Source organism: Mycobacterium sp. NPDC051804 (assembly GCF_044452905.1).
Taxonomy (GTDB): domain Bacteria; phylum Actinomycetota; class Actinomycetes; order Mycobacteriales; family Mycobacteriaceae; genus Mycobacterium.
The window spans coordinates 506,921-523,988 of record NZ_JBITCD010000001.1; the positions used below are offsets into that span (position 1 = coordinate 506,921).

The 17,068-nt window shown below is 66.7% G+C and carries 18 protein-coding genes; 10 read left to right on the top strand and 8 right to left on the bottom strand.

Annotated elements, in window-relative coordinates:
* Nucleotides 1–59: 59 nt before the first annotated feature.
* Complete coding sequence (locus tag ACIA48_RS02485; RefSeq protein WP_396727285.1) at nt 60–1,349, top strand: DUF222 domain-containing protein; 1,290 nt, start codon at nt 60–62, stop codon at nt 1,347–1,349.
* A 19-nt stretch (nt 1,350–1,368) separates the two neighbouring features.
* Complete coding sequence (locus ACIA48_RS02490; RefSeq protein ID WP_396727287.1) at nt 1,369–2,118, top strand: methyltransferase domain-containing protein; 750 nt, start codon at nt 1,369–1,371, stop codon at nt 2,116–2,118.
* On the opposite strand, the gene ACIA48_RS02495 is transcribed toward ACIA48_RS02490, so the two are convergent.
* The 5 genes from ACIA48_RS02495 to ACIA48_RS02515 are packed head-to-tail and all read right to left on the bottom strand — an operon-like array spanning nt 2,115 to nt 7,524.
* Complete coding sequence (locus ACIA48_RS02495) at nt 2,115–2,360, bottom strand: hypothetical protein (RefSeq protein ID WP_396727289.1); 246 nt, start codon at nt 2,358–2,360, stop codon at nt 2,115–2,117. The two genes, ACIA48_RS02490 and ACIA48_RS02495, sit on opposite strands and share 4 nt — an antisense overlap.
* Before the next feature lie 43 nt (nt 2,361–2,403).
* Entirely contained in the window at nt 2,404–4,911 is a 2,508-nt protein-coding gene (locus ACIA48_RS02500; RefSeq protein WP_396727291.1) for a DEAD/DEAH box helicase, read from the bottom strand.
* A gap of 55 nt (nt 4,912–4,966) precedes the next feature.
* Complete coding sequence (locus ACIA48_RS02505; RefSeq protein WP_396727292.1) at nt 4,967–5,791, bottom strand: class I SAM-dependent methyltransferase; 825 nt, start codon at nt 5,789–5,791, stop codon at nt 4,967–4,969.
* A 3-nt stretch (nt 5,792–5,794) separates the two neighbouring features.
* Nucleotides 5,795–7,054, bottom strand: a complete 1,260-nt coding sequence (locus ACIA48_RS02510; protein ID WP_396727294.1) for an MFS transporter — start codon at nt 7,052–7,054, stop codon at nt 5,795–5,797.
* Nucleotides 7,051–7,524, bottom strand: a complete 474-nt coding sequence (locus ACIA48_RS02515; protein ID WP_396727296.1) for a MarR family winged helix-turn-helix transcriptional regulator — start codon at nt 7,522–7,524, stop codon at nt 7,051–7,053. Before ACIA48_RS02515 ends, ACIA48_RS02510 begins: the two co-directional genes overlap by 4 nt.
* A gap of 29 nt (nt 7,525–7,553) precedes the next feature.
* Between ACIA48_RS02515 and ACIA48_RS02520 the strand changes: the two genes are divergently transcribed.
* Nucleotides 7,554–8,270, top strand: coding sequence for an NUDIX hydrolase (locus tag ACIA48_RS02520; protein ID WP_396727298.1), 717 nt, complete (start codon nt 7,554–7,556; stop codon nt 8,268–8,270).
* Nucleotides 8,271–8,272: 2 nt separating this feature from the next.
* On the opposite strand, the gene helR is transcribed toward ACIA48_RS02520, so the two are convergent.
* The 3 genes from helR to ACIA48_RS02535 form a co-directional block, all read right to left on the bottom strand.
* Nucleotides 8,273–10,447 carry an RNA polymerase recycling motor ATPase HelR gene (gene helR, locus ACIA48_RS02525; RefSeq protein WP_396727300.1) on the bottom strand — a complete coding sequence of 725 codons (2,175 nt, stop codon included), beginning with the start codon at nt 10,445–10,447 and terminating at the stop codon, nt 8,273–8,275.
* A 116-nt stretch (nt 10,448–10,563) separates the two neighbouring features.
* Nucleotides 10,564–11,067: a hypothetical protein gene (locus tag ACIA48_RS02530; protein ID WP_396727302.1), complete on the bottom strand. Its 504-nt coding sequence runs from the start codon at nt 11,065–11,067 to the stop codon at nt 10,564–10,566.
* Between the two features lie 2 nt (nt 11,068–11,069).
* The gene (locus ACIA48_RS02535) at nt 11,070–11,363 is read right to left on the bottom strand and encodes a hypothetical protein (RefSeq protein WP_396727304.1); all 294 of its coding nucleotides are present in this window, start codon (nt 11,361–11,363) and stop codon (nt 11,070–11,072) included.
* A 132-nt stretch (nt 11,364–11,495) separates the two neighbouring features.
* On the opposite strand from ACIA48_RS02535, the gene ACIA48_RS02540 reads away from it, so the two are divergent.
* From ACIA48_RS02540 to ACIA48_RS02570, 7 genes are all read left to right on the top strand, one after another.
* Nucleotides 11,496–12,677 carry a metallophosphoesterase gene (locus ACIA48_RS02540; RefSeq protein WP_396727306.1) on the top strand — a complete coding sequence of 394 codons (1,182 nt, stop codon included), beginning with the start codon at nt 11,496–11,498 and terminating at the stop codon, nt 12,675–12,677.
* A gap of 66 nt (nt 12,678–12,743) precedes the next feature.
* Nucleotides 12,744–13,700, top strand: coding sequence for an oxygenase MpaB family protein (locus tag ACIA48_RS02545; protein ID WP_396727307.1), 957 nt, complete (start codon nt 12,744–12,746; stop codon nt 13,698–13,700).
* Nucleotides 13,701–13,714: 14 nt separating this feature from the next.
* Nucleotides 13,715–14,296, top strand: a complete 582-nt coding sequence (locus ACIA48_RS02550; RefSeq protein ID WP_396727309.1) for a TetR/AcrR family transcriptional regulator — start codon at nt 13,715–13,717, stop codon at nt 14,294–14,296.
* A gap of 81 nt (nt 14,297–14,377) precedes the next feature.
* Complete coding sequence (locus ACIA48_RS02555) at nt 14,378–15,133, top strand: SDR family oxidoreductase (protein WP_396727311.1); 756 nt, start codon at nt 14,378–14,380, stop codon at nt 15,131–15,133.
* A 2-nt stretch (nt 15,134–15,135) separates the two neighbouring features.
* The gene (locus tag ACIA48_RS02560) at nt 15,136–15,801 is read left to right on the top strand and encodes a nitroreductase (protein ID WP_396727313.1); all 666 of its coding nucleotides are present in this window, start codon (nt 15,136–15,138) and stop codon (nt 15,799–15,801) included.
* Nucleotides 15,802–15,879: 78 nt separating this feature from the next.
* On the top strand, nt 15,880–16,332 hold the full coding sequence (locus tag ACIA48_RS02565; RefSeq protein WP_396727315.1) for a carboxymuconolactone decarboxylase family protein: 453 nt from the start codon (nt 15,880–15,882) through the stop codon (nt 16,330–16,332).
* Nucleotides 16,333–16,459: 127 nt separating this feature from the next.
* Complete coding sequence (locus ACIA48_RS02570; protein WP_396727317.1) at nt 16,460–17,068, top strand: sigma-70 family RNA polymerase sigma factor; 609 nt, start codon at nt 16,460–16,462, stop codon at nt 17,066–17,068.

A 17,068-nucleotide genomic window follows, 5' to 3' on the forward strand; every position in this document is an offset into this window, starting at 1 on the left:
CGTCGGCGTTAATTTGTTGTGGCCCTTAACCTGTCGGACCCTTCTGCTTTGATCGGGTTATGTCCTCGACGGCAACACCCGATGCTCCGGTGATGAGCCGGAAGGACCGACTGGAAGTGTTGTTCGGCGAGCTGGGCGAGTTGATGGGTCAACGCAACGTCATCGACGCGCGCATCGTGGAAATCGCCGCCGAGATGGACCACGGCCGCATGTTGGGGATCACCGGTTGTCGTTCGATCTCGGCGCTGGTCGGCTGGAAGACCGGCTCCTCGACGACCACCGCCAATACCATTGCCGCGATCGCCCATCGGCTGCCGGAGTTTCCGCGCTGCGTGCAAGGGATGCGCGAAGGCCGACTGTCACTGGATCAAGTCGGGACCATCGCCAAGAAAGCCGCCACCGGATCCGACGAGCACTACGCCAAACTCGCCGAAGTCGCCACCGTCAGCCAACTCAACACCGCCCTCAAACTCGAACCACCCCTGCCACCCGAACCCGACCCCTACCGCGAACCCGACCCCGACCGCCCGCCCAAACCCGAGCCCGAGCTGCCGCCCCAGCTCACCAAGACCCACAGCGACGACCAGTACGAGTACTGGAGAATCAAGCTGTCGCATCTGGATGCCGCGGTGTTCGGCGCCGCGGTGCAGTCGCAGCTGGATACCGCGATCGCAGCGTGGAAACGTGATCACGAAGAGGGTCTGCGCCCAGAGCACCGACCTCCGTTTCCCACCAAAGGTTCGGCGTTCATGGCGCTCGTCGAGGCGGGCGCCGACGCCGACGCCGCGCGCCGCCCCCACGGCCAGCGCACCACCGTGATCGCGCACCTCGACGTCAAAGACCAGATCGCGCAATTACATCTGGGGCCGCTGCTGTCGGACTGCGATCGCCGATACCTGACCTGTGACGCGACGTGTGAGGTGTGGTTCGAACGCGACGGCCAACCCCTCGGCGCCGGGCGCACCACCCGCACCATCAACCGCCGGCTGCGCCGCGCACTCGAGTATCGCTACCCCACCTGCGCGGTCCCCGGCTGCGCAGCCACCCGCGGCCTGCACGCCCACCACATCCAGCACTGGGAAAACGGCGGGCTCACCGAACTCGACAACCTCGTCCTGCTGTGCCCCTATCACCACCGCGCACACCACCGCGGCGAGATCACCGTCACCGGACCCGCACCCACCATCACCGTCACCGACACCCGCGGCCGCGAACTCACCTCAGCCTCACTGGCCCGACCACCGAATGATCCCCCACCCGACGCACCGCCCTATCGCGGTCCCATCGGCGAACGCGCCCAATGGAAGTGGTACGACCCCTTCGAACCCCAAACACCACCCACTAACTAGGCGCGTTGTTCAATACCGCATGCCCACCTATGACCGAACTGGCCTGACGTACTCGGTCACGCGCCGGCCTGATGCGCGCATCGCGGCGGTCATAGACGACGCCCTGCAGGGTATGGAGTCGGTGGCGAACATCGGCGCCGGCACCGGGTCCTACGAGACTCCGAACACCGTCGTTGCCGTCGAACCGAGTCGCGTCATGATCGACCAACGGCCCGAAGGGAGCGCACACGCGGCCCAGGCGGTGGCCGAACACCTGCCGATCAGCGCGGGAGCCGTCGACGCCGCCGCGGCCTTTCTGACCGTGCACCACTGGGCCGACCTATCGGCGGGCGTCGCGGAGATGATGCGGATCGCACGACGTCGCGTGGTCATCTTCACCTGGGACCACACGGTGTTCAGCCAGTTCTGGTTGGTGCGCGAATACCTGCCGGCCGCCGCGGAAACCGACGCGCGACTGGCAGTTCCCATCACCGCACTGATATCGCTACTCGGCGAGGACTGCGTCTCTGTTGTGCCCGTCCCGGTGCCGCACGACTGCGTGGACGGGTTCGGAGGTGCCTATTGGCGGCGACCGCATGTCTACCTCGAGCGTGCCGCGCAGGATGGGATGTCGCTTCTCGCCTTGACGCCCAGAAGCCAACTAGAGGAGGGCTTTTCGCGACTACGCGCGGATTTGGACGCCGGTTTCTGGCAACGCCGCCACGCGGACCTGCTTCAGCGGACACACCTCGACCTCGGATACCGGTTGGTCATCGCCGATATCGGCTAAAGCACGCCGAGCAATACGTCAGCCACCGGTGCCGGTGGGTGCTCGGTCATCGAGCACGGCAACGCCCACGGATATCCCGACTGCGGGCGAAGGCGGCCGAGGGCTGCGTCCGCGGTCGCTTTGTCGCAGTCGGCGTAAAACACCTCGCGGACGAATTCGAGATCCACCCATGCCGTGCGCATTTGGTCATCAGGATCGGTCAACGCCTGGAGCCATCCGTTGCCGAACTCCGGGCTGACCATGTCGGGCTCGGCCTGCCACTGATCGAGCAGACTGAGCCCGGGCCTATCCCCAGTCGAGCCGTCCGACGTCGACGATCCGCAACACTGCCGCGCCCTCCTCGTCGGAGGCCTCCAGATCCACCTCGACCGAGAAACCCCAATCGTGATCGCCCGCGGGATCGTCCAGAATCTGCCGCACCTGCCACTCGCCGGGCCGACGGTCGATGATCAACAGCGCCGGGCCGCGTGCGTCGGCCCCGGTGCCCACGTCCTCGTGTTCGGCGTAATACTCCTCGCCCACTTCCTCCCAGCGGTCCGACGTCCAGCCCGACGAACCGTCCAACTCGCCGAGCTCGTACCACCGCCGCCGCGCGAACAACTCGACCCGCCGGAACAGCGCATTGCGCACCATGGCAGTGAACGCCCGCTCGTTCCCCGTCAGCGGGCGCGGACGGGCTGGCACCGCCACCGGTGCATGCAGTGGCTGATCAGGGCTGGTGAGCTCTTCCCATTCGTCCAGCAGGCTCGAATCGACTTGGCGCACAAGCTCACCCAGCCACTCGACGATATCGGTGAGCTCTTCGGTCCGTGCCGCGGCAGGAACTCCGGAGCGCAATGCCTTGAAAGCGTCCGACAGATAGCGCAGCACCGCGCCCTCCGCACGCGTCAGGCCGTACACACTGATGTACTCGCGGAACGTGAACGCCCGCTCCCACATCTCGCGTACGACGGACTTCGGCGACAACTGACCATCGGCGGCCCATGGGTTGGTCTGCAGATACACCTCGAAGGTGTGCCCGAGCAGCTCCGCCAAAGGCTGCGGATAGGTCACGTCGTCCAGCAGTTCCATCCGCTCGTCGTACTCGATACCTTCGGCCTTCATCGCCGCGATGGCCTCGCCGCGAGCCTTCTTCAACTGGGCGGCCATGATCTGGCGAGGGTCCTCCAGCGTCGCTTCGATCACCGAAACCACGTCCAGCGCATACGTTTCAGACGCGGTATCGAGCACCTCGACCGCGGCGAGCGCGAACGTCGACAATGGCTGGTTCAGCGCGAAGTCCGGTGGCAGGTCCACGGTCAATCGGTAGCGACGTCCATCGGCCTCCGGCGCAGCTAGCCGCTCCACCACCCCCGCCTGCAACAGCGAGCGGGAGATACCAACCGCCTCACGGATGTGCTGTAGCTGACGCTTACGTGGCTCGTGGTTGTCCGTGAGGAGCCTGCGCATTGCCGCAAACGGGTCGCCGGGCCGGTCGATGACGTCGAGGATCATCGCCGTCGAGACCCGCATGTTGCTGGTCAGTGGCTCCGGTGCGGCATCCACCAACTTGGTCATCGTCTTCTCGCTCCACGGCACCATGCCCTCGGGCACCTTGCGGCGCACCAGCTTTCGCCGCTTCTTCGGATCATCGGCCACCTTCGCGAACTGTTTGAGGTTCTCCACCTCGTGGTCGGGTGCCTGTACGACGACGGTGCCCGCGGTGTCGTAGCCCGCCCGCCCCGCGCGGCCGGCGATCTGATGGAACTCGCGTGCGTTGAGCAGCCGCGTGCGGGTTCCGTCGTACTTCGACAACGCGGAGAACACGACAGTCCGGATCGGCACGTTGATGCCGACGCCGAGAGTGTCAGTGCCGCAGATGACTTTGAGCAGGCCGGCCTGCGCCAGCTGTTCGACCAAGCGCCGGTACTTGGGCAGCATCCCGGCATGGTGAACGCCGATGCCGTGCCGAACCAACCGCGACAGTGTCGTCCCAAACGCTGTCGAGAACCGGAAGCTGCCGATCAGTTCGGCGATCGCCTTCTTCTCCTCCTTGGTACACACGTTGACGCTCATCAACGCTTGGGCACGCTCCAACGCCGAGGCCTGGGTGAAGTGGACGACGTAGATCGGTGCCTGCTTCGTCTCGAGGAGGTCGGCGATCGTCTCGTGCATCGGCGTGGTCGCGTAGTAGTGGTGCAGGGGAACTGGGCGTACGGCGTTGGCCACCAGCGCTGTCGGTCTGCCGGTGCGCCGCGTCAGGTCCTCGCGGAGGAATGTGACGTCGCCGAGTGTGGCTGACATCAACAGGAATTGGGCCTTCGGTAGCTCCAGCAGCGGAACCTGCCAGGCCCAGCCGCGGTCGGAGTCGCCGTAGAAGTGGAACTCGTCCATGACCACGAGGCCAATGTCGGCATTGGCACCCTCACGCAGCGAGATATTGGCCAATACCTCGGCGGTGCAGGTGATGATCGGTGCGCCCGCGTTGACCGCGGCGTCGCCGGTGAGCATGCCGACGTTCTCCGCGCCGAACACGTCGCACAGTGCGAAGAACTTCTCGCTCACCAACGCCTTGATCGGCGCGGTGTAGTAGCTGCGCCGCTCGGCAGCCAGCGCCGCGTACAGCGCTCCGGTGGCCACCAGGGACTTGCCGGAACCGGTCGGCGTCGCGAGGACGACGTTCGCGCCGCTGACCAACTCGATCAGCGCTTCCTCCTGCGCGGGGTACAGGACGGTGCCCTGCGCCTCGGCCCACGCCGCGAACGAGGTGAAGAGCTCGTCGGGGTCGTCAAGGCGCGGGGCGGTCAGAGGCATGGGCGGGAAGGCGGGAGGGACATCGTGAGGAACAGCCTGCCCTACGCCCGGCGGATCAGCCGAATTCCAGCAGCGTGTAGGCGCCGCGGAGCTGTTTGGTCGGCCGCCACTGCCAAAAGGCTGGGAACACCTTCTCGAACAGAAAGCCCCGCCCCGAAGGCATGGGCAGATCGTGCACGGCGCGAATCCCTGGCACGGTGTTGGCCAGATCGGCCAGCTGTTTAGCGGACAGGCTGAACGGCATCGGCGGGACGCGGTATTGCTTGGAGGACCGCATGCCCTTCGGAGCTACCTTTTTCACCAGAGTCGGGGGCAGGTCGAAGATCATCTGGCCGCCTCGAAAACGCTTGGCGCACTCGGTGATCAGTCCCATCGCCTCGTGGGGCTGCAGATACATCAGCAGGCCCTCCGCGGTGATGAAAACACCATTGCTCGAGTCGACGGCGTCCATCCAGGAATGGTCCAGCGCCGACTGCGCGAGGTTGGTGATCCGTGGCGACGACGGCAGCAATTGGCGGCGAAGGTCGATGATCGGCTGGAAATCGACTGTGATCCAACGAAACTCATAGTCGGGTAACGCACTGCTGAGGCGCCAGAAGCTCGTCTGCAAACCTTCGGCCAGCGCGACGACCGTGGCGTTCGGATTCTTGGACAGGTACCGGGTGGCCGCTGCGTCGAAGGCGAGCGACCGCAACGCCATCTCTTGACCTTTGCGCCGTCCGAACTTGTCGAAGTCGAACTCGATCGCGTCGGCGAGCCGAATGGCCATCGGGTCATCGAGGATTGCGTCGGGATGTTTGGCCTGGTGCGCCCTGCCGTTGAGCGTGAGCAGCGCCGTCTCCGAAACCCCGGTGAGCATGCTGGCGTCGACCCGGTCCATCTGTCAGCCCGGGACCTGCTGCGGCAGCGCGCCTCTGAGGTTTGACGGGCGGCACCACAGCGCCACGACCGCCGTCATAACCGCGGCCACCGCGAACGCGGCCTGCACGCTGACCCAGTCCGCGGTCCCGCCGAGGAGCGCCGCGGCGATCGGTCGCGAGCCGAGGAACCCGACCAGCCACAGCGCCATGATCCGGCCGCGCAACTCTTCCGGTGCCCGCTCCTGCACCACAGTGGACAGCCCCGTCATGGCCCAGCCGAAGCCGAGACCCGACACCGTGAAGCCGGCCAGCGCCAGCGTCGGCGTCGTCGCGAAAGTCAGCACTGTGCACCCGGCGGCCAGGCCGACCATGCCGATCGACGACACCCGCGCAGACGCCATCCGGCCGCCCATGATCGCCAGCACGGACATCCCCACCGCGGCGCCAACGCCGAAGCTCGCCGACAGCAACCCGACCAGATGTGTGCCGCCGCCGAGTGCGTCAGCCATCGACGGGGTCAGCGTGATCGAGGGGTCCGAGGCGATACCGACCGTCGTCACCGCGACCAGAGCAAGCAGCAGCGGGCGGTCCCGCCATACGTACTTGAGCGCGGTGCGAACCCGGTAGTCGGCGCCGGAGCGGCGTTCGGGCGGCGACGGGAACGTCACCACGAGAAGGAAGATCGCGAACACGAGATGCAGGCCTGCGCTGACGGCGAAGCCCGCGGCCGAACCGAGGTGCGCGGCCAGGTAGGCGCCCGTCGCGGGACCAGCGATGCGGCCCACGGTCATCGGCATGCTGTTCAGCGCCATGGCGGTCGAGAGTTCGCCCTCGCGAATGAGATTCGGCACGATCGATTGCATCGCTGGCCCGCCGACGACGAAGCCGAGACCGACGAGCAGCGATCCGATGAGCACGGGTATCGCGATCGCCATGCCACCCATGTCTGAGTCGGCGAACAGCCACACGGCCGCGAAACCCGAACCGGCGACGCACAACACCCGGCCGAGCAGGATCTGACGCGCCGGATCGCCGGTGTCCGCCCACTTACCGCTCGTCGGGCTCAGAATCAGCTGCGGTCCGAACTGCACGACACCGACCATGCCGACCATCAACGCCGAATGCGTGGCGTCGTACATGACGATGGCCGCGACGATTCCGTGCGTCCAGACGGCGACGACCGCGAACATCTTGCCCCAGAACAGCGCCCCGAAGACGGGATCGAACATCAGCGCGAGCGCGCTGCGGGGCCGCACCGGCGCGACGGTGGCTTCTGCAGTCATCGGCCCGCCGAGCTTTCGAAGCGTTCGGTCAGCCGCTCCAGCAGACCGACGAGGGTGTCTACGTCAGCGTCGGGCCAGTCAGCGATCGTCTCGGCGACCAACTCACGTCGCCGCTCCGTCACCGTCGCGAGTGCTTTCTGGCCGACGTCGGTGAGCACCAGGACGCAGCGGCGCTGGTCGTCGGTGGCGAACGCCTTCGTCAGCAGTCCCGCGGCGACGACGGCGCCAACGGTCCGGCTGGCCGTCGAATGCTCGACAGCCATGTACTCGGCGACGTCGCTGATCGACGCCCCGTCGCCGGCGGATTGCGAGTGCTCGACAGCCCGCAGCACCCGCAGAGTCGACACGTTCGCGACCGGGTCTCCTTCGAGCAGACGGCGTCGCCAACTGGGCCGCTGACGTGCGACATGAAGCCGAGTCAGCAACTCGTCGAGACGGTCGTATCGCGAATGCGGCACGCATATATGCATAGCACATACATATTTACTATGGTCGAGCGGTGACGGTCACCTATGACGACGGACTCAGAGAACAGGTTCGAGCTCAGCTTGCCGGGCACGACCGCCGTGCCGTGACCGACCCGACCAAGCGGCACGCCGCTGTCGCCGTGGTCCTGGTCGACTCCGAAGTCGGCGAGGATCGGGTCGACCCCGCGAACGTCGACGACTGGATTGACGGCCGGCTGATGCCGGAAGGCCTCGACGGCCGCATGATCGACGTCTCCGGCGGTGCCGCTTTTCTGCTGTGCCGCAGGACGTCGCGGCTGAAGTCACACTCGGCGCAGTGGGCCCTACCCGGTGGCCGGCTGGACCCGGGTGAAGACGCCGTCGACGCGGCACTGCGTGAACTGGACGAGGAGGTCGGCGTCACGCTGCCGGAGTCCTCGGTGCTGGGTCTGCTCGACGACTACCCGACGCGGTCCGGCTACGTGATCACCCCGGTGGTCATCTGGGGTGGCGGCCGGCTCGACCTGCGCCCCGCACCCGACGAGGTGGAGGCCGTCTACCGGGTCGGCCTGCATCAACTGCAGCGCGACGATTCGCCGCGATTCGTCACCATCCCCGAGAGCCCGCGGTCCGTCGTGCAGATACCGCTGGGCAACGACCTGATCCACGCACCGACCGGTGCGGTCCTGCTGCAGCTGCGATGGCTGTGCCTGGAGGGCCGCCACGATCCGGTCGACGAACTCGAACAACCCGTTTTCGCCTGGAAGTAGCGTCAGGCGAGCCCCCTCAGCGCCGCCGGCAGGGAATCACGGTGCAGCACCCCGAGACGTTGGGTGGCGCGGGTCAGCGCGACGTACAGCTCCGCCGCGCCGCGCGGTCCCGCGGCGAGGATCCGGTCCGGGTCGACCACCAGCACGGCATCGAACTCCAGCCCCTTGGTCTCAGACGGCAGCACCGCACCGGGCACGTCCGGCGGTCCGATCACGACGCTGGTGCCCTCCCGCTGGGCTTCGTCCTCGACGAATTCGGCGATGGCGTCGGATAATTCGTCATCGGTGACCCGTCGCGCCCACGGCAGCACCCCGCACGCGCGCACCGAATCCGGCGGTCGGATGTCGGGCGCGAACTCCGCCAGCAGAGCAGCGGCGACGCTCATGATCTCGACAGGCGTGCGGTAATTCACCGACAGTGACCGGTAGACCCACCGACCCGGCACATACGGTTCCAGCATCGTGTCCCATGCGGTCGCCCCGGCGGCCGACCGGCGCTGGGCCAGATCACCGACCACCGTGAAGGACCGGTTCGGACAGCGGCGCATCAGCACCCGCCAATCCATCGCAGACAGTTCCTGCGCCTCGTCGACCACCACGTGTCCGTAGGTCCAATCCCGGTCTGCGGCAGCGCGTTCAGTGAGTTCCCGGGTGTCGCGCTCGATGAAGCGTTCGGCCAGGTCCTCGGCGTAGATCAGATCCTGTGCGAGCAGATGGTCCTCGTCGTCCATCAGGTCCTCGCGGCTGACGAGCAGATCGAGCACTCCGGCGGCGTATGCCGCTTCGGCGTTGCGTTCCCGCGCGGCACGGTCGTCAGCAGTTTTGTCTCGGCCCAGCAGGTCGACGAGTTCGTCGAGCAGCGGCACATCCGAGACGGTCCAGGAGTCGCCGTTGGCACGGTAGAGCACGTCGTCGGCCTTCGCGGCGCGTAGGCGTTCGCGCGACGAGTACAGCTCGGTCAGCAGGGTCTCCGGTGTGAGCTTCGGCCAGAGATCGTCGAGCGCTCGAGCGAACGCGGCGTTGTCGGCGAGTTCGTCGATCAGGTTGGTGCGCAGCTGTTCCCACGCGTCGCGGTCATCGCGCGTCAGCCAGCCCTTACCGATCCGCGCGATCGCGCGCTCGGTGAGGACGTAGGTGATGATCTCGGTGAACACCTCGCGGGCCTCGTTGTGCGGCCGGCCGCTGGTCCGAGCTTCCTCACGGGCCCACTCCGCGGTCTCGGCGTCGATGCGCACCGTGACGTCCGACAGTTCGATCGGCAGCGGATCCGTCGGCAGCCGTTGCCGATCCGCGACGGCGGCCGCCAGCACGTCGAGCACGTCGAGCGAGCCCTTGACCCGCGCGACCTCGTCGGCCTCCTCGGCCGTGACGCGCAGTCCGGGCACGAGATCGCCGACGGTCATGAACACGACGTCGGTCTCACCCAGCGACGGGAGCACTCGGCCGATGTGGTCGAGGAACGCCGGGTTCGGGCCGATGACGAGGACCCCGTGGCGTTCCATGCGCTTGCGCTGTGTGTAGAGCAGATAGGCGACGCGGTGCAGGGCCACCACCGTCTTCCCGGTGCCGGGTCCGCCCTCGATCACCAACACGCCCGGATGGTCGTGGCGGATGACCTCGTCCTGCTCGGCCTGGATGGTCGCGACGATGTCGCGCATGCCCTCGCCGCGGGGTGCGTTGACCGCGGCGAGTAGAGCCGCGTCCCCGCGTTCGTCGCCGGTCGGACGGCCGAGAATCTCGTCGGTGAAGTCGACGATCCGCCGTCCGCGGGTATGGAACTGGCGGCGCAGGCGCATGTCCTCCGGGGTCGCGGCGGTGGCGACGTAGAACGCGCGGGCCGCGGGTGCCCGCCAGTCGAGCAGCAGCGGTTCGTACTCGTTGTCCTCGTCGAGGATCCCGATGCGGCCGATGTACGAACGCTCGCCGGTGACGCTGTCGAGCCGGCCGAAGCACAGGCCCCCATCGGCCACGTCGAGACGCGCGGCCTGTTTGGCCAGCGCCCGCACCTCGACATCGCGCGCCACGAGCGTGCCGCCGTCCATCCGGTCCACCGGGGCCCCGAGTGCGTCGCCGTATTTGCCCTTCACCCGCGCGCGTTCGGCGTCCAGCCGCGCGTACAGCCCGTCGACGTAGGTCTGCTCGGAGCGCAGCTCGTTGTCGTAGTCCTGCGTAGTCACATGCCCCCAAAGATCGTCAGGGGACGATTGTGAGGGATGACCGGGGCCTTGCCGCAAGCCCCCGTGTGCGTTATACGTTGAAGGTGGAAGGGCACGGCCCCTTCCGTTCTTGCTTTCTAGGGGCAGGCGACGAGCGCGTCGACCGCGGCCTCGATCTCCGCGATGCGGACTCCGTCTAGACCCCACGGCTTCTCGACTCCGACACGCTTGTCGAGATCCCACAACACGCACTCTTCGCCCGAGTTCGCGACGAGTGACCACGCGATGACCGTCCTGCGCAGCTGTTCTTCCATCGGATCAGCGGCCGCCTCGATGTGCGTGGGCGCGCCAGCTGTCGGGTGATGGTGCATGAACTGCCCGTAGGCCGTCTCGCAGAAGTCCTGATAACGCATCGTGCACAGGATCAATCCGTGCCAGGCCTCGTCGACGGCATGCGACGGCATTCCGATCACCCGTCCGTCGCGCAGAGCCGCCGCGCAGCAGCGTAGCCATTGCCGCAATCCGGTCTCGATGAGATCGCGGGGCTGCCACGGGCACGTCTTGAAAACGGCTGGGGGAACCTCGAGTTCGGCAACAGCGGCATATGACCGACCGAATTCGGCAGCGACTCTGCGCTTCATGGCTAACCCCCGCACCCGCAGCCGCCGCAGCCCCCGCAACCGCTGCCGATCAGCCCGGCCATGAACGTGGCGCCGGCCTTCTTGGCTCGTGACGGTTGGGATGCGGAGCCTGCCGACCAAAGCTCGTCGGTGCCGACGGAACTCGGCAGTGGCCGCGTTCGAGGTGTGAGTGCCGCCACTTCGCGGCGGTAGCGTTCCTCCGGGGTCTCCTGCGCCCTGCGGTGAGCGCGTCGGAACCACATCAGTGCCACAAGTGCGGCGATCGCGACAGCGGTGGCTAGGACTCCGGTGTCCATGGTTTGCCTCCCTTGCAGTACGTGAGCACAGCATCGGCAGGCCGCCGTCGTCGGGGAAGAGCGCACCGCTAGGTGGGGCTGTTTCCTTGCACGATCCATAGATTCGACTGACATGTGCATAAGCTGGCGGCAATGTTCATCGTGGTGCTCAGCGCGGTCCTGGCGCTCATGAACGTCTACGTGTGGAAGCGGCTCGTCAAGGACACCACGCGGCCGGGCCGCACCCGATGGATCCTGACGGCCGTGCTCATCGGTCTCGCGGTGCTGCTGGTCGCGGCGCTCGTCGTCCCGCGGTTCACCAGCGTCTCCAAGTCCGGCTGGTACGCGTGGCCGGGCTACCTCTGGTTCGGCGTGGTCGCCTACCTGTTCCTGACGCTGCTCGTCCTCGAGCCGATGCGGCTGGCGCTGTACGGCTGGGTCAAGCGGCAACCCAAGGCGCCCAAGACACCCGAAGCACCCGAGCCCGATCCACACGCGCTGAACCGCCGGATGTTCATCGCGCGGGCCAGTGCGGTCGCGGCGGGGGCGGCGTCAGTGGGCCTGGTCGGCGTCGGCACCGCCACCGCGCTCGGACCGCCTGACCTACTGCAGGTTCCGGTGGGCCTGCGTCGCCTCGATCCGGTTTTTCGGGGGTTCCGCATCGCCGTGGTGGCCGATATCCATCTCGGTCCGCTGGCGGGGCGGTCGCACATCGAGCGCATCGTTGAGATCATCAACGCCGCGGAACCGGACCTGGTGGCGATAGTCGGCGACCTGGTGGACGGCACCGTCTCCGAACTCGGGCCCGCGGCCGCACCGTTTCAGGATCTGGCTGCCCCGGAGGGGACGTACTTCGTCACCGGCAACCACGAGTACTTCGTCGAGGACAGGGCCGAATGGCTGAACGAGTTGGAGCGGCTCGGCGTCCAGTCCCTGCGCAACGAGAACACCGTAATCCGGCGTGGCGGGGCCGCTTTCGACCTTGCCGGCGTCAACGACCTCGCGGGTGAGGAACGCGACGACCCGCCCGACTTCGACCGCGCCCTCGCGGGGGTCGACGATTCGCGTCCGACGATCCTGCTCGCCCACCAACCGGTCATGGTGTCCGAAGCTGCCGCCCGCGGGGTCGATCTGCAACTGTCCGGTCATACGCACGGCGGGCAGATGTGGCCGTTTCACTACCTCGTCGACATGGTGCAGCCGTCGTTGGCGGGCCTGTCGACCGTGGATGACACCCAGCTGTACGTCACCCGCGGTGCCGGATTCTGGGGTCCGCCAGTCCGGATCGGCGCACCGCCGGACATCACGGTGCTGACGCTGGAGGGCGGGCCCTAGCGGAGGCCATTGACATGTTGACACAAATAGCTAGTCTTTGTGTCAACCGATGCATCGGAGGGTGTGATGACCGCAGCTGCCGAGATTCCCTCGACACACGACACCGGATCCGTACGGCCGAAAGTTCTGGTCGAATTCCGTAAACACAGCGGCAGCACCCTCGGGGGCTTCTTCGGCGCGGCCGCGTTCGACGAGGTCGCCCTCGTTCCGGTCGCGGCCGCGGTCGACAAGACCGGTCGCTTCGCCGCCAACTTTGCCGATCGCGGTGTGCGCAGCGGGTTCTCGGCCCTGCTTGCCATTTGGGGTGACGCAGAAGACAAGGTCGCCGAGGCCGATCGGCTCAAGAAGATGCACCGCGAGGTCCGCGGTAAAGGCACCGGGGACTTCGCCGACGTGCGATACAGCGCGCTCGATCCAAAACTGTGGAACTGGATCGCGGTCAGCGGAATGTTCGTGGTGCTCAACTCCTTCACGCCGTGTACCGGGATCGTGCTGTCGGACGCCGAACGTGAACTGGCCTACGCGCAACTGCTAGAAGCCTTCTCGGCGCTCGAGTTGCCGGGCAAGAACTCGAAGCTGCCGGCAACCTATGCCGAGGCCGAGGACTACTACGAGTCGATGGTACGGGATGAACTGCAGGCCAACGCATTTCTGCAGAAGGTCACCATCGATCTGACCCGGCTACCGCTGCCGACCTTGGTGCTTCCCGCGCCGTTGCGCAAGCTCCTGACGCCGCCATGGCTGGTGCTGCGACCGGTCGCGGGCCATGTGCTCAAGGTGTGTTCCTTCGGCATCCTGCACCCGGGGATCCGCGAGCTGACCGGGTTCCGGTGGGAGTCGCGCCATGACCTCGAGTTCACGTTGTATACCCGAGTGCTGCAGCTGGCGTGGCGGGTGCTCCCCGACAAGCTGCTGCTGATCCCGTTGGCGCGCAATCGAATCGAATACGAGAAGCTGGTGCACGTGCATCGATCGGTCGCGCTCGATTCGTTCGCGCCGCCGGCCGGCTGCCCCGTCCGCTGAACTAGGCTGACTGGATGCGCCGCACCAACGCCAGCCCCACCCAGCAGGAGGCCGCGATACTGAAGGCCGCCGCCGAGGAGGTGGCGCTCGTCGGTGTCGGCCGGCTGAGCATGGAGGTCGTCGCGCGGCAGGCGGGCGTCAGCCGCAGCACCCTGTACCGTCGCTTCCCCAGCAGGGAGTCGCTGGTCACCGAACTGGGCAGGCAGACCTTCGATTTCGCGATGGCGCGCCTGCAGACGGTCGGGATCGACAACGGACCCGCCGACGCCGCGGTTGCGGCGTTCCGCGAAGGCGTTCGGCTGCTCACCGGCGAACCGGTGATGCGCAGGTTTCTGCAGTTGGATGGCGACTTCACCGCGGTGACGGGAATGTACGACGAAGCCAGAATCTTCCTGAGCAGTGCGTCCGCGTCGATGGCCAAGGCGCTGCGCTCGGCGGGCGCGACGATGCCGGACGACGAGCTACTCGCCGTGTGCGAACTGCATATCCGGCTGGCCGTGTCGCTGGTTCAGGTCAGCACGCCGGTGCTCGACGTCACCGACGACGCCGCGGTGGCCGCCTACGCCAGGACTCACCTGGCGCCGCTCGTGCGCTGAGCCCGGCTGTCACAGAATTCACGCCTTCCCGGTCATACCTGACGACAGGATCGAACAGGATGATCGATAGGAAGGCGCATCATGAGAATCGTCGTCATCGGAGGTACCGGCTTCGTCGGGTCCAAGCTGGTGCACACCCTGGACGAACACGGCCACGACGCCGTGGCCGCCGCCCCGTCGACCGGCGTGAACACTTTCACCGGCGAGGGGCTGGCAGAGGTCCTCGTGGGCGCTGACGTCGTCGTCGACGTATCGAACTCACCGACGCTCGACGACGCAGCGGTGGAGTTCTTCCGCACGGCGACCACCAACCTGCTCAACGCCGAGAAGGCCGCCGGAGTAGGGCATCACGTCGCGCTGTCGGTGGTGGGCACCGACCGGCTTGCCCCGGAGAGCGGATACTTTCAGGGAAAGCTGTTGCAGGAGAAACTGATCAGCGAAGGACCGATCCCGTTCACGATCGTCCGCGCAACCCAGTTCTTCGAGTTCATCAAGACCCTCGCCGACTCCGCCACCGAAGGTGACATCGTGCGCGTGTCGACCGCCCTGTTCCAGCCGATGGCCGGCGCCGACGTCGCCGAAGGCGTTGCTATCAGCGCGGTCAATGCGCCGGTGAATGGCATCGTCGAAATCGGTGGCCCAGAGGCCGTTCGGCTGTCCGACGCGATCAGCACCTCGCTGACCGCGCGCGGTGAGAGCCGCACGGTCGTCGCCGACCCCGAAGCACGCTATTGGGGCATCGCGCTCCAGGAGCGCACACTGGTCCCCGCTGACGGCGCCACGCTGTTCGACACCCGCCTCGAGGAGTGGATCCTCGACGCGGCCGCCAAGGCGTAGCGATGGACGTGTACGAGGCGGTCAGGACTCGACGGGCGGTGCGCGGTTTCACCGACCAGCCCGTCGAGCGGGAAGTGATCGAACGTGTGCTGTCCGCGGCGGCACGGTCGCCGTCCGGATCGAACATCCAGCCGTGGAACATCTACATCGTCACCGGCGAACCGCTGGCGCAGCTCAAGAAGGTCGCCACCGAGCGGGTGGCCGCCGGTGACCCGTGGGACGAGCGCGAGTACGTGATGTACCCGTCCGACATGAAGTCTCCGTACGGCGACCGTCGCGCGGCGTTCGGTCGAGACCGCTACACCGCACTCGGCGTCGCGCGCGACGACTGGGAAGCGCGGACGCGGGCCGCGATCGGGAACTGGGAGTGCTTCGGCGCCCCGGTCGCGTTGTTCTGCTACATCGACCGCGATCTCGGCATGCCGCAATGGTCCGATCTCGGCATGTATCTGCAGACCGTGATGCTGTTGCTGCGCGCCGAAGGGCTGCACAGCTGCCCGCAGATGGCGTGGTCGCAGGTGCGCAAGTCGGTCGACGCGGTGACCTCGCCGCCGCCGGATCTCATGCTGTTCTGCGGTATGTCGATCGGGTACGAGGACCCGTCGGTCGCCTTCGTCGACAACGGCCGAGCGTCGCTGGACGAGACGGTGACGTTCATCGAGGGGTAGGGCGCCGCTCAAGAACCAGCCGGACGACTACGGGTTTTCCGGGGTTCGATTTAGCGCCCGGCTTGCCAGGCTGGATGTATGACTCAACGAATCAACTACGCAGAGGTTGCTCCCCGTGGCGTGAAAGTGCTTGCGGGCACACATGCTTACATCAGTCAGTCGGGGATTGCTCCGGAGCTACTCACCGCGGTGAACCTGCGGGTGTCGCTGATCAACGGCTGCGCCTACTGCATCGACATGCACACCCGGGAGCTACGCGAACTCGGGGTGTCGAACGAGAAGATTGCCTTGATTCCGGTGTGGCACGAGGCAGGACAGCTGTTCGACGCCCGCGAGAAGGCCGCCCTTGCCTGGGCCGAGACCGTAACCCGGGTGTCGACCACGGGTGTCCCCGACAGTGACTACGAGGCCGTCTCGGCGCACTTCGGCGACAAGGAACTGGTGGACCTCACGATCGCGATCAGCATGATGAACGCCTACAACCGGATGGCGATCAGCTTCCGCAACGTACCTGCCGCGGTGGCGGGGTAGGTCCGCGCTACGGATACCCGCACTACGGACTACGAAGCCGCCGACTACGGGTTTGCAAGGGTCCGCTACGGAGTCCCGCCGACAAGGCTCATTACCAAGAGTCAAGCCGAGCACCTGGAGGGTCACCATGAAGGTAGTCACCGCTACACCTGAGTCCGAGGCCGACCGCGCTGCACGCTTCACCAGCGAAGTCGAGCCGCTGCACGACATGCTGGCCAGGGGCGCGCGGCGACTGACCCGATCTGACGCTGACGCCGAGGACCTGCTGCAGGATGCCTTGATGCACGCATACGCGGGGTTCCACACCTTCGCGGGCGGCACCAACGTCAAGGCGTGGCTGTTTCGGATTCTCCACAACCGCTGGGTCAGCGGCTACCGCTCGAAGCAGCGTCGGCCGGCCGAGGTCTGCATCGACGACGTCACCGAGGTGCAGGTGTGGGGCGGGGTCCGGACGCTCGCTGACGCCCCGCAGTCGGCCGAAGTGGAGTTCCTGGATGCGTTGCCGGACAACGAAATCAAGTCGGCCCTGGCGACTCTGCCCGAAGGGTCCCGCACGGCGATCTACTACGCCGACGTCCTGGACTACACCTACGCCGAAACCGCGGTGTTGATGGATGTGCCGATCGGAACTGTCATGTCGAGAGTGGCGCGCGGCCGGAAGCGACTTCGGTTCGCGCTGGCGCACCTGGCTTCCGTTGGCAGCGATGTCGCGGCGCTCGAACCCGATATCGCGTAG

What these genes read in the sequence shown, in the direction of transcription:
- ACIA48_RS02485 (WP_396727285.1), top strand. Translation starts at nt 60, where the DNA reads ATGTCCTCGACGGCAACACCCGATGCTCCGGTGATGAGCCGGAAGGAC.
- ACIA48_RS02490 (WP_396727287.1), top strand. Translation starts at nt 1,369, where the DNA reads ATGCCCACCTATGACCGAACTGGCCTGACGTACTCGGTCACGCGCCGG.
- ACIA48_RS02495 (WP_396727289.1), bottom strand. Translation starts at nt 2,360, where the DNA reads ATGGTCAGCCCGGAGTTCGGCAACGGATGGCTCCAGGCGTTGACCGAT.
- ACIA48_RS02500 (WP_396727291.1), bottom strand. Translation starts at nt 4,911, where the DNA reads ATGCCTCTGACCGCCCCGCGCCTTGACGACCCCGACGAGCTCTTCACC.
- ACIA48_RS02505 (WP_396727292.1), bottom strand. Translation starts at nt 5,791, where the DNA reads ATGGACCGGGTCGACGCCAGCATGCTCACCGGGGTTTCGGAGACGGCG.
- ACIA48_RS02510 (WP_396727294.1), bottom strand. Translation starts at nt 7,054, where the DNA reads ATGACTGCAGAAGCCACCGTCGCGCCGGTGCGGCCCCGCAGCGCGCTC.
- ACIA48_RS02515 (WP_396727296.1), bottom strand. Translation starts at nt 7,524, where the DNA reads ATGCATATATGCGTGCCGCATTCGCGATACGACCGTCTCGACGAGTTG.
- ACIA48_RS02530 (WP_396727302.1), bottom strand. Translation starts at nt 11,067, where the DNA reads ATGAAGCGCAGAGTCGCTGCCGAATTCGGTCGGTCATATGCCGCTGTT.
- ACIA48_RS02535 (WP_396727304.1), bottom strand. Translation starts at nt 11,363, where the DNA reads ATGGACACCGGAGTCCTAGCCACCGCTGTCGCGATCGCCGCACTTGTG.
- ACIA48_RS02540 (WP_396727306.1), top strand. Translation starts at nt 11,496, where the DNA reads ATGTTCATCGTGGTGCTCAGCGCGGTCCTGGCGCTCATGAACGTCTAC.
- ACIA48_RS02545 (WP_396727307.1), top strand. Translation starts at nt 12,744, where the DNA reads ATGACCGCAGCTGCCGAGATTCCCTCGACACACGACACCGGATCCGTA.
- ACIA48_RS02550 (WP_396727309.1), top strand. Translation starts at nt 13,715, where the DNA reads ATGCGCCGCACCAACGCCAGCCCCACCCAGCAGGAGGCCGCGATACTG.
- ACIA48_RS02555 (WP_396727311.1), top strand. Translation starts at nt 14,378, where the DNA reads ATGAGAATCGTCGTCATCGGAGGTACCGGCTTCGTCGGGTCCAAGCTG.
- ACIA48_RS02560 (WP_396727313.1), top strand. Translation starts at nt 15,136, where the DNA reads ATGGACGTGTACGAGGCGGTCAGGACTCGACGGGCGGTGCGCGGTTTC.
- ACIA48_RS02565 (WP_396727315.1), top strand. Translation starts at nt 15,880, where the DNA reads ATGACTCAACGAATCAACTACGCAGAGGTTGCTCCCCGTGGCGTGAAA.
- ACIA48_RS02570 (WP_396727317.1), top strand. Translation starts at nt 16,460, where the DNA reads ATGAAGGTAGTCACCGCTACACCTGAGTCCGAGGCCGACCGCGCTGCA.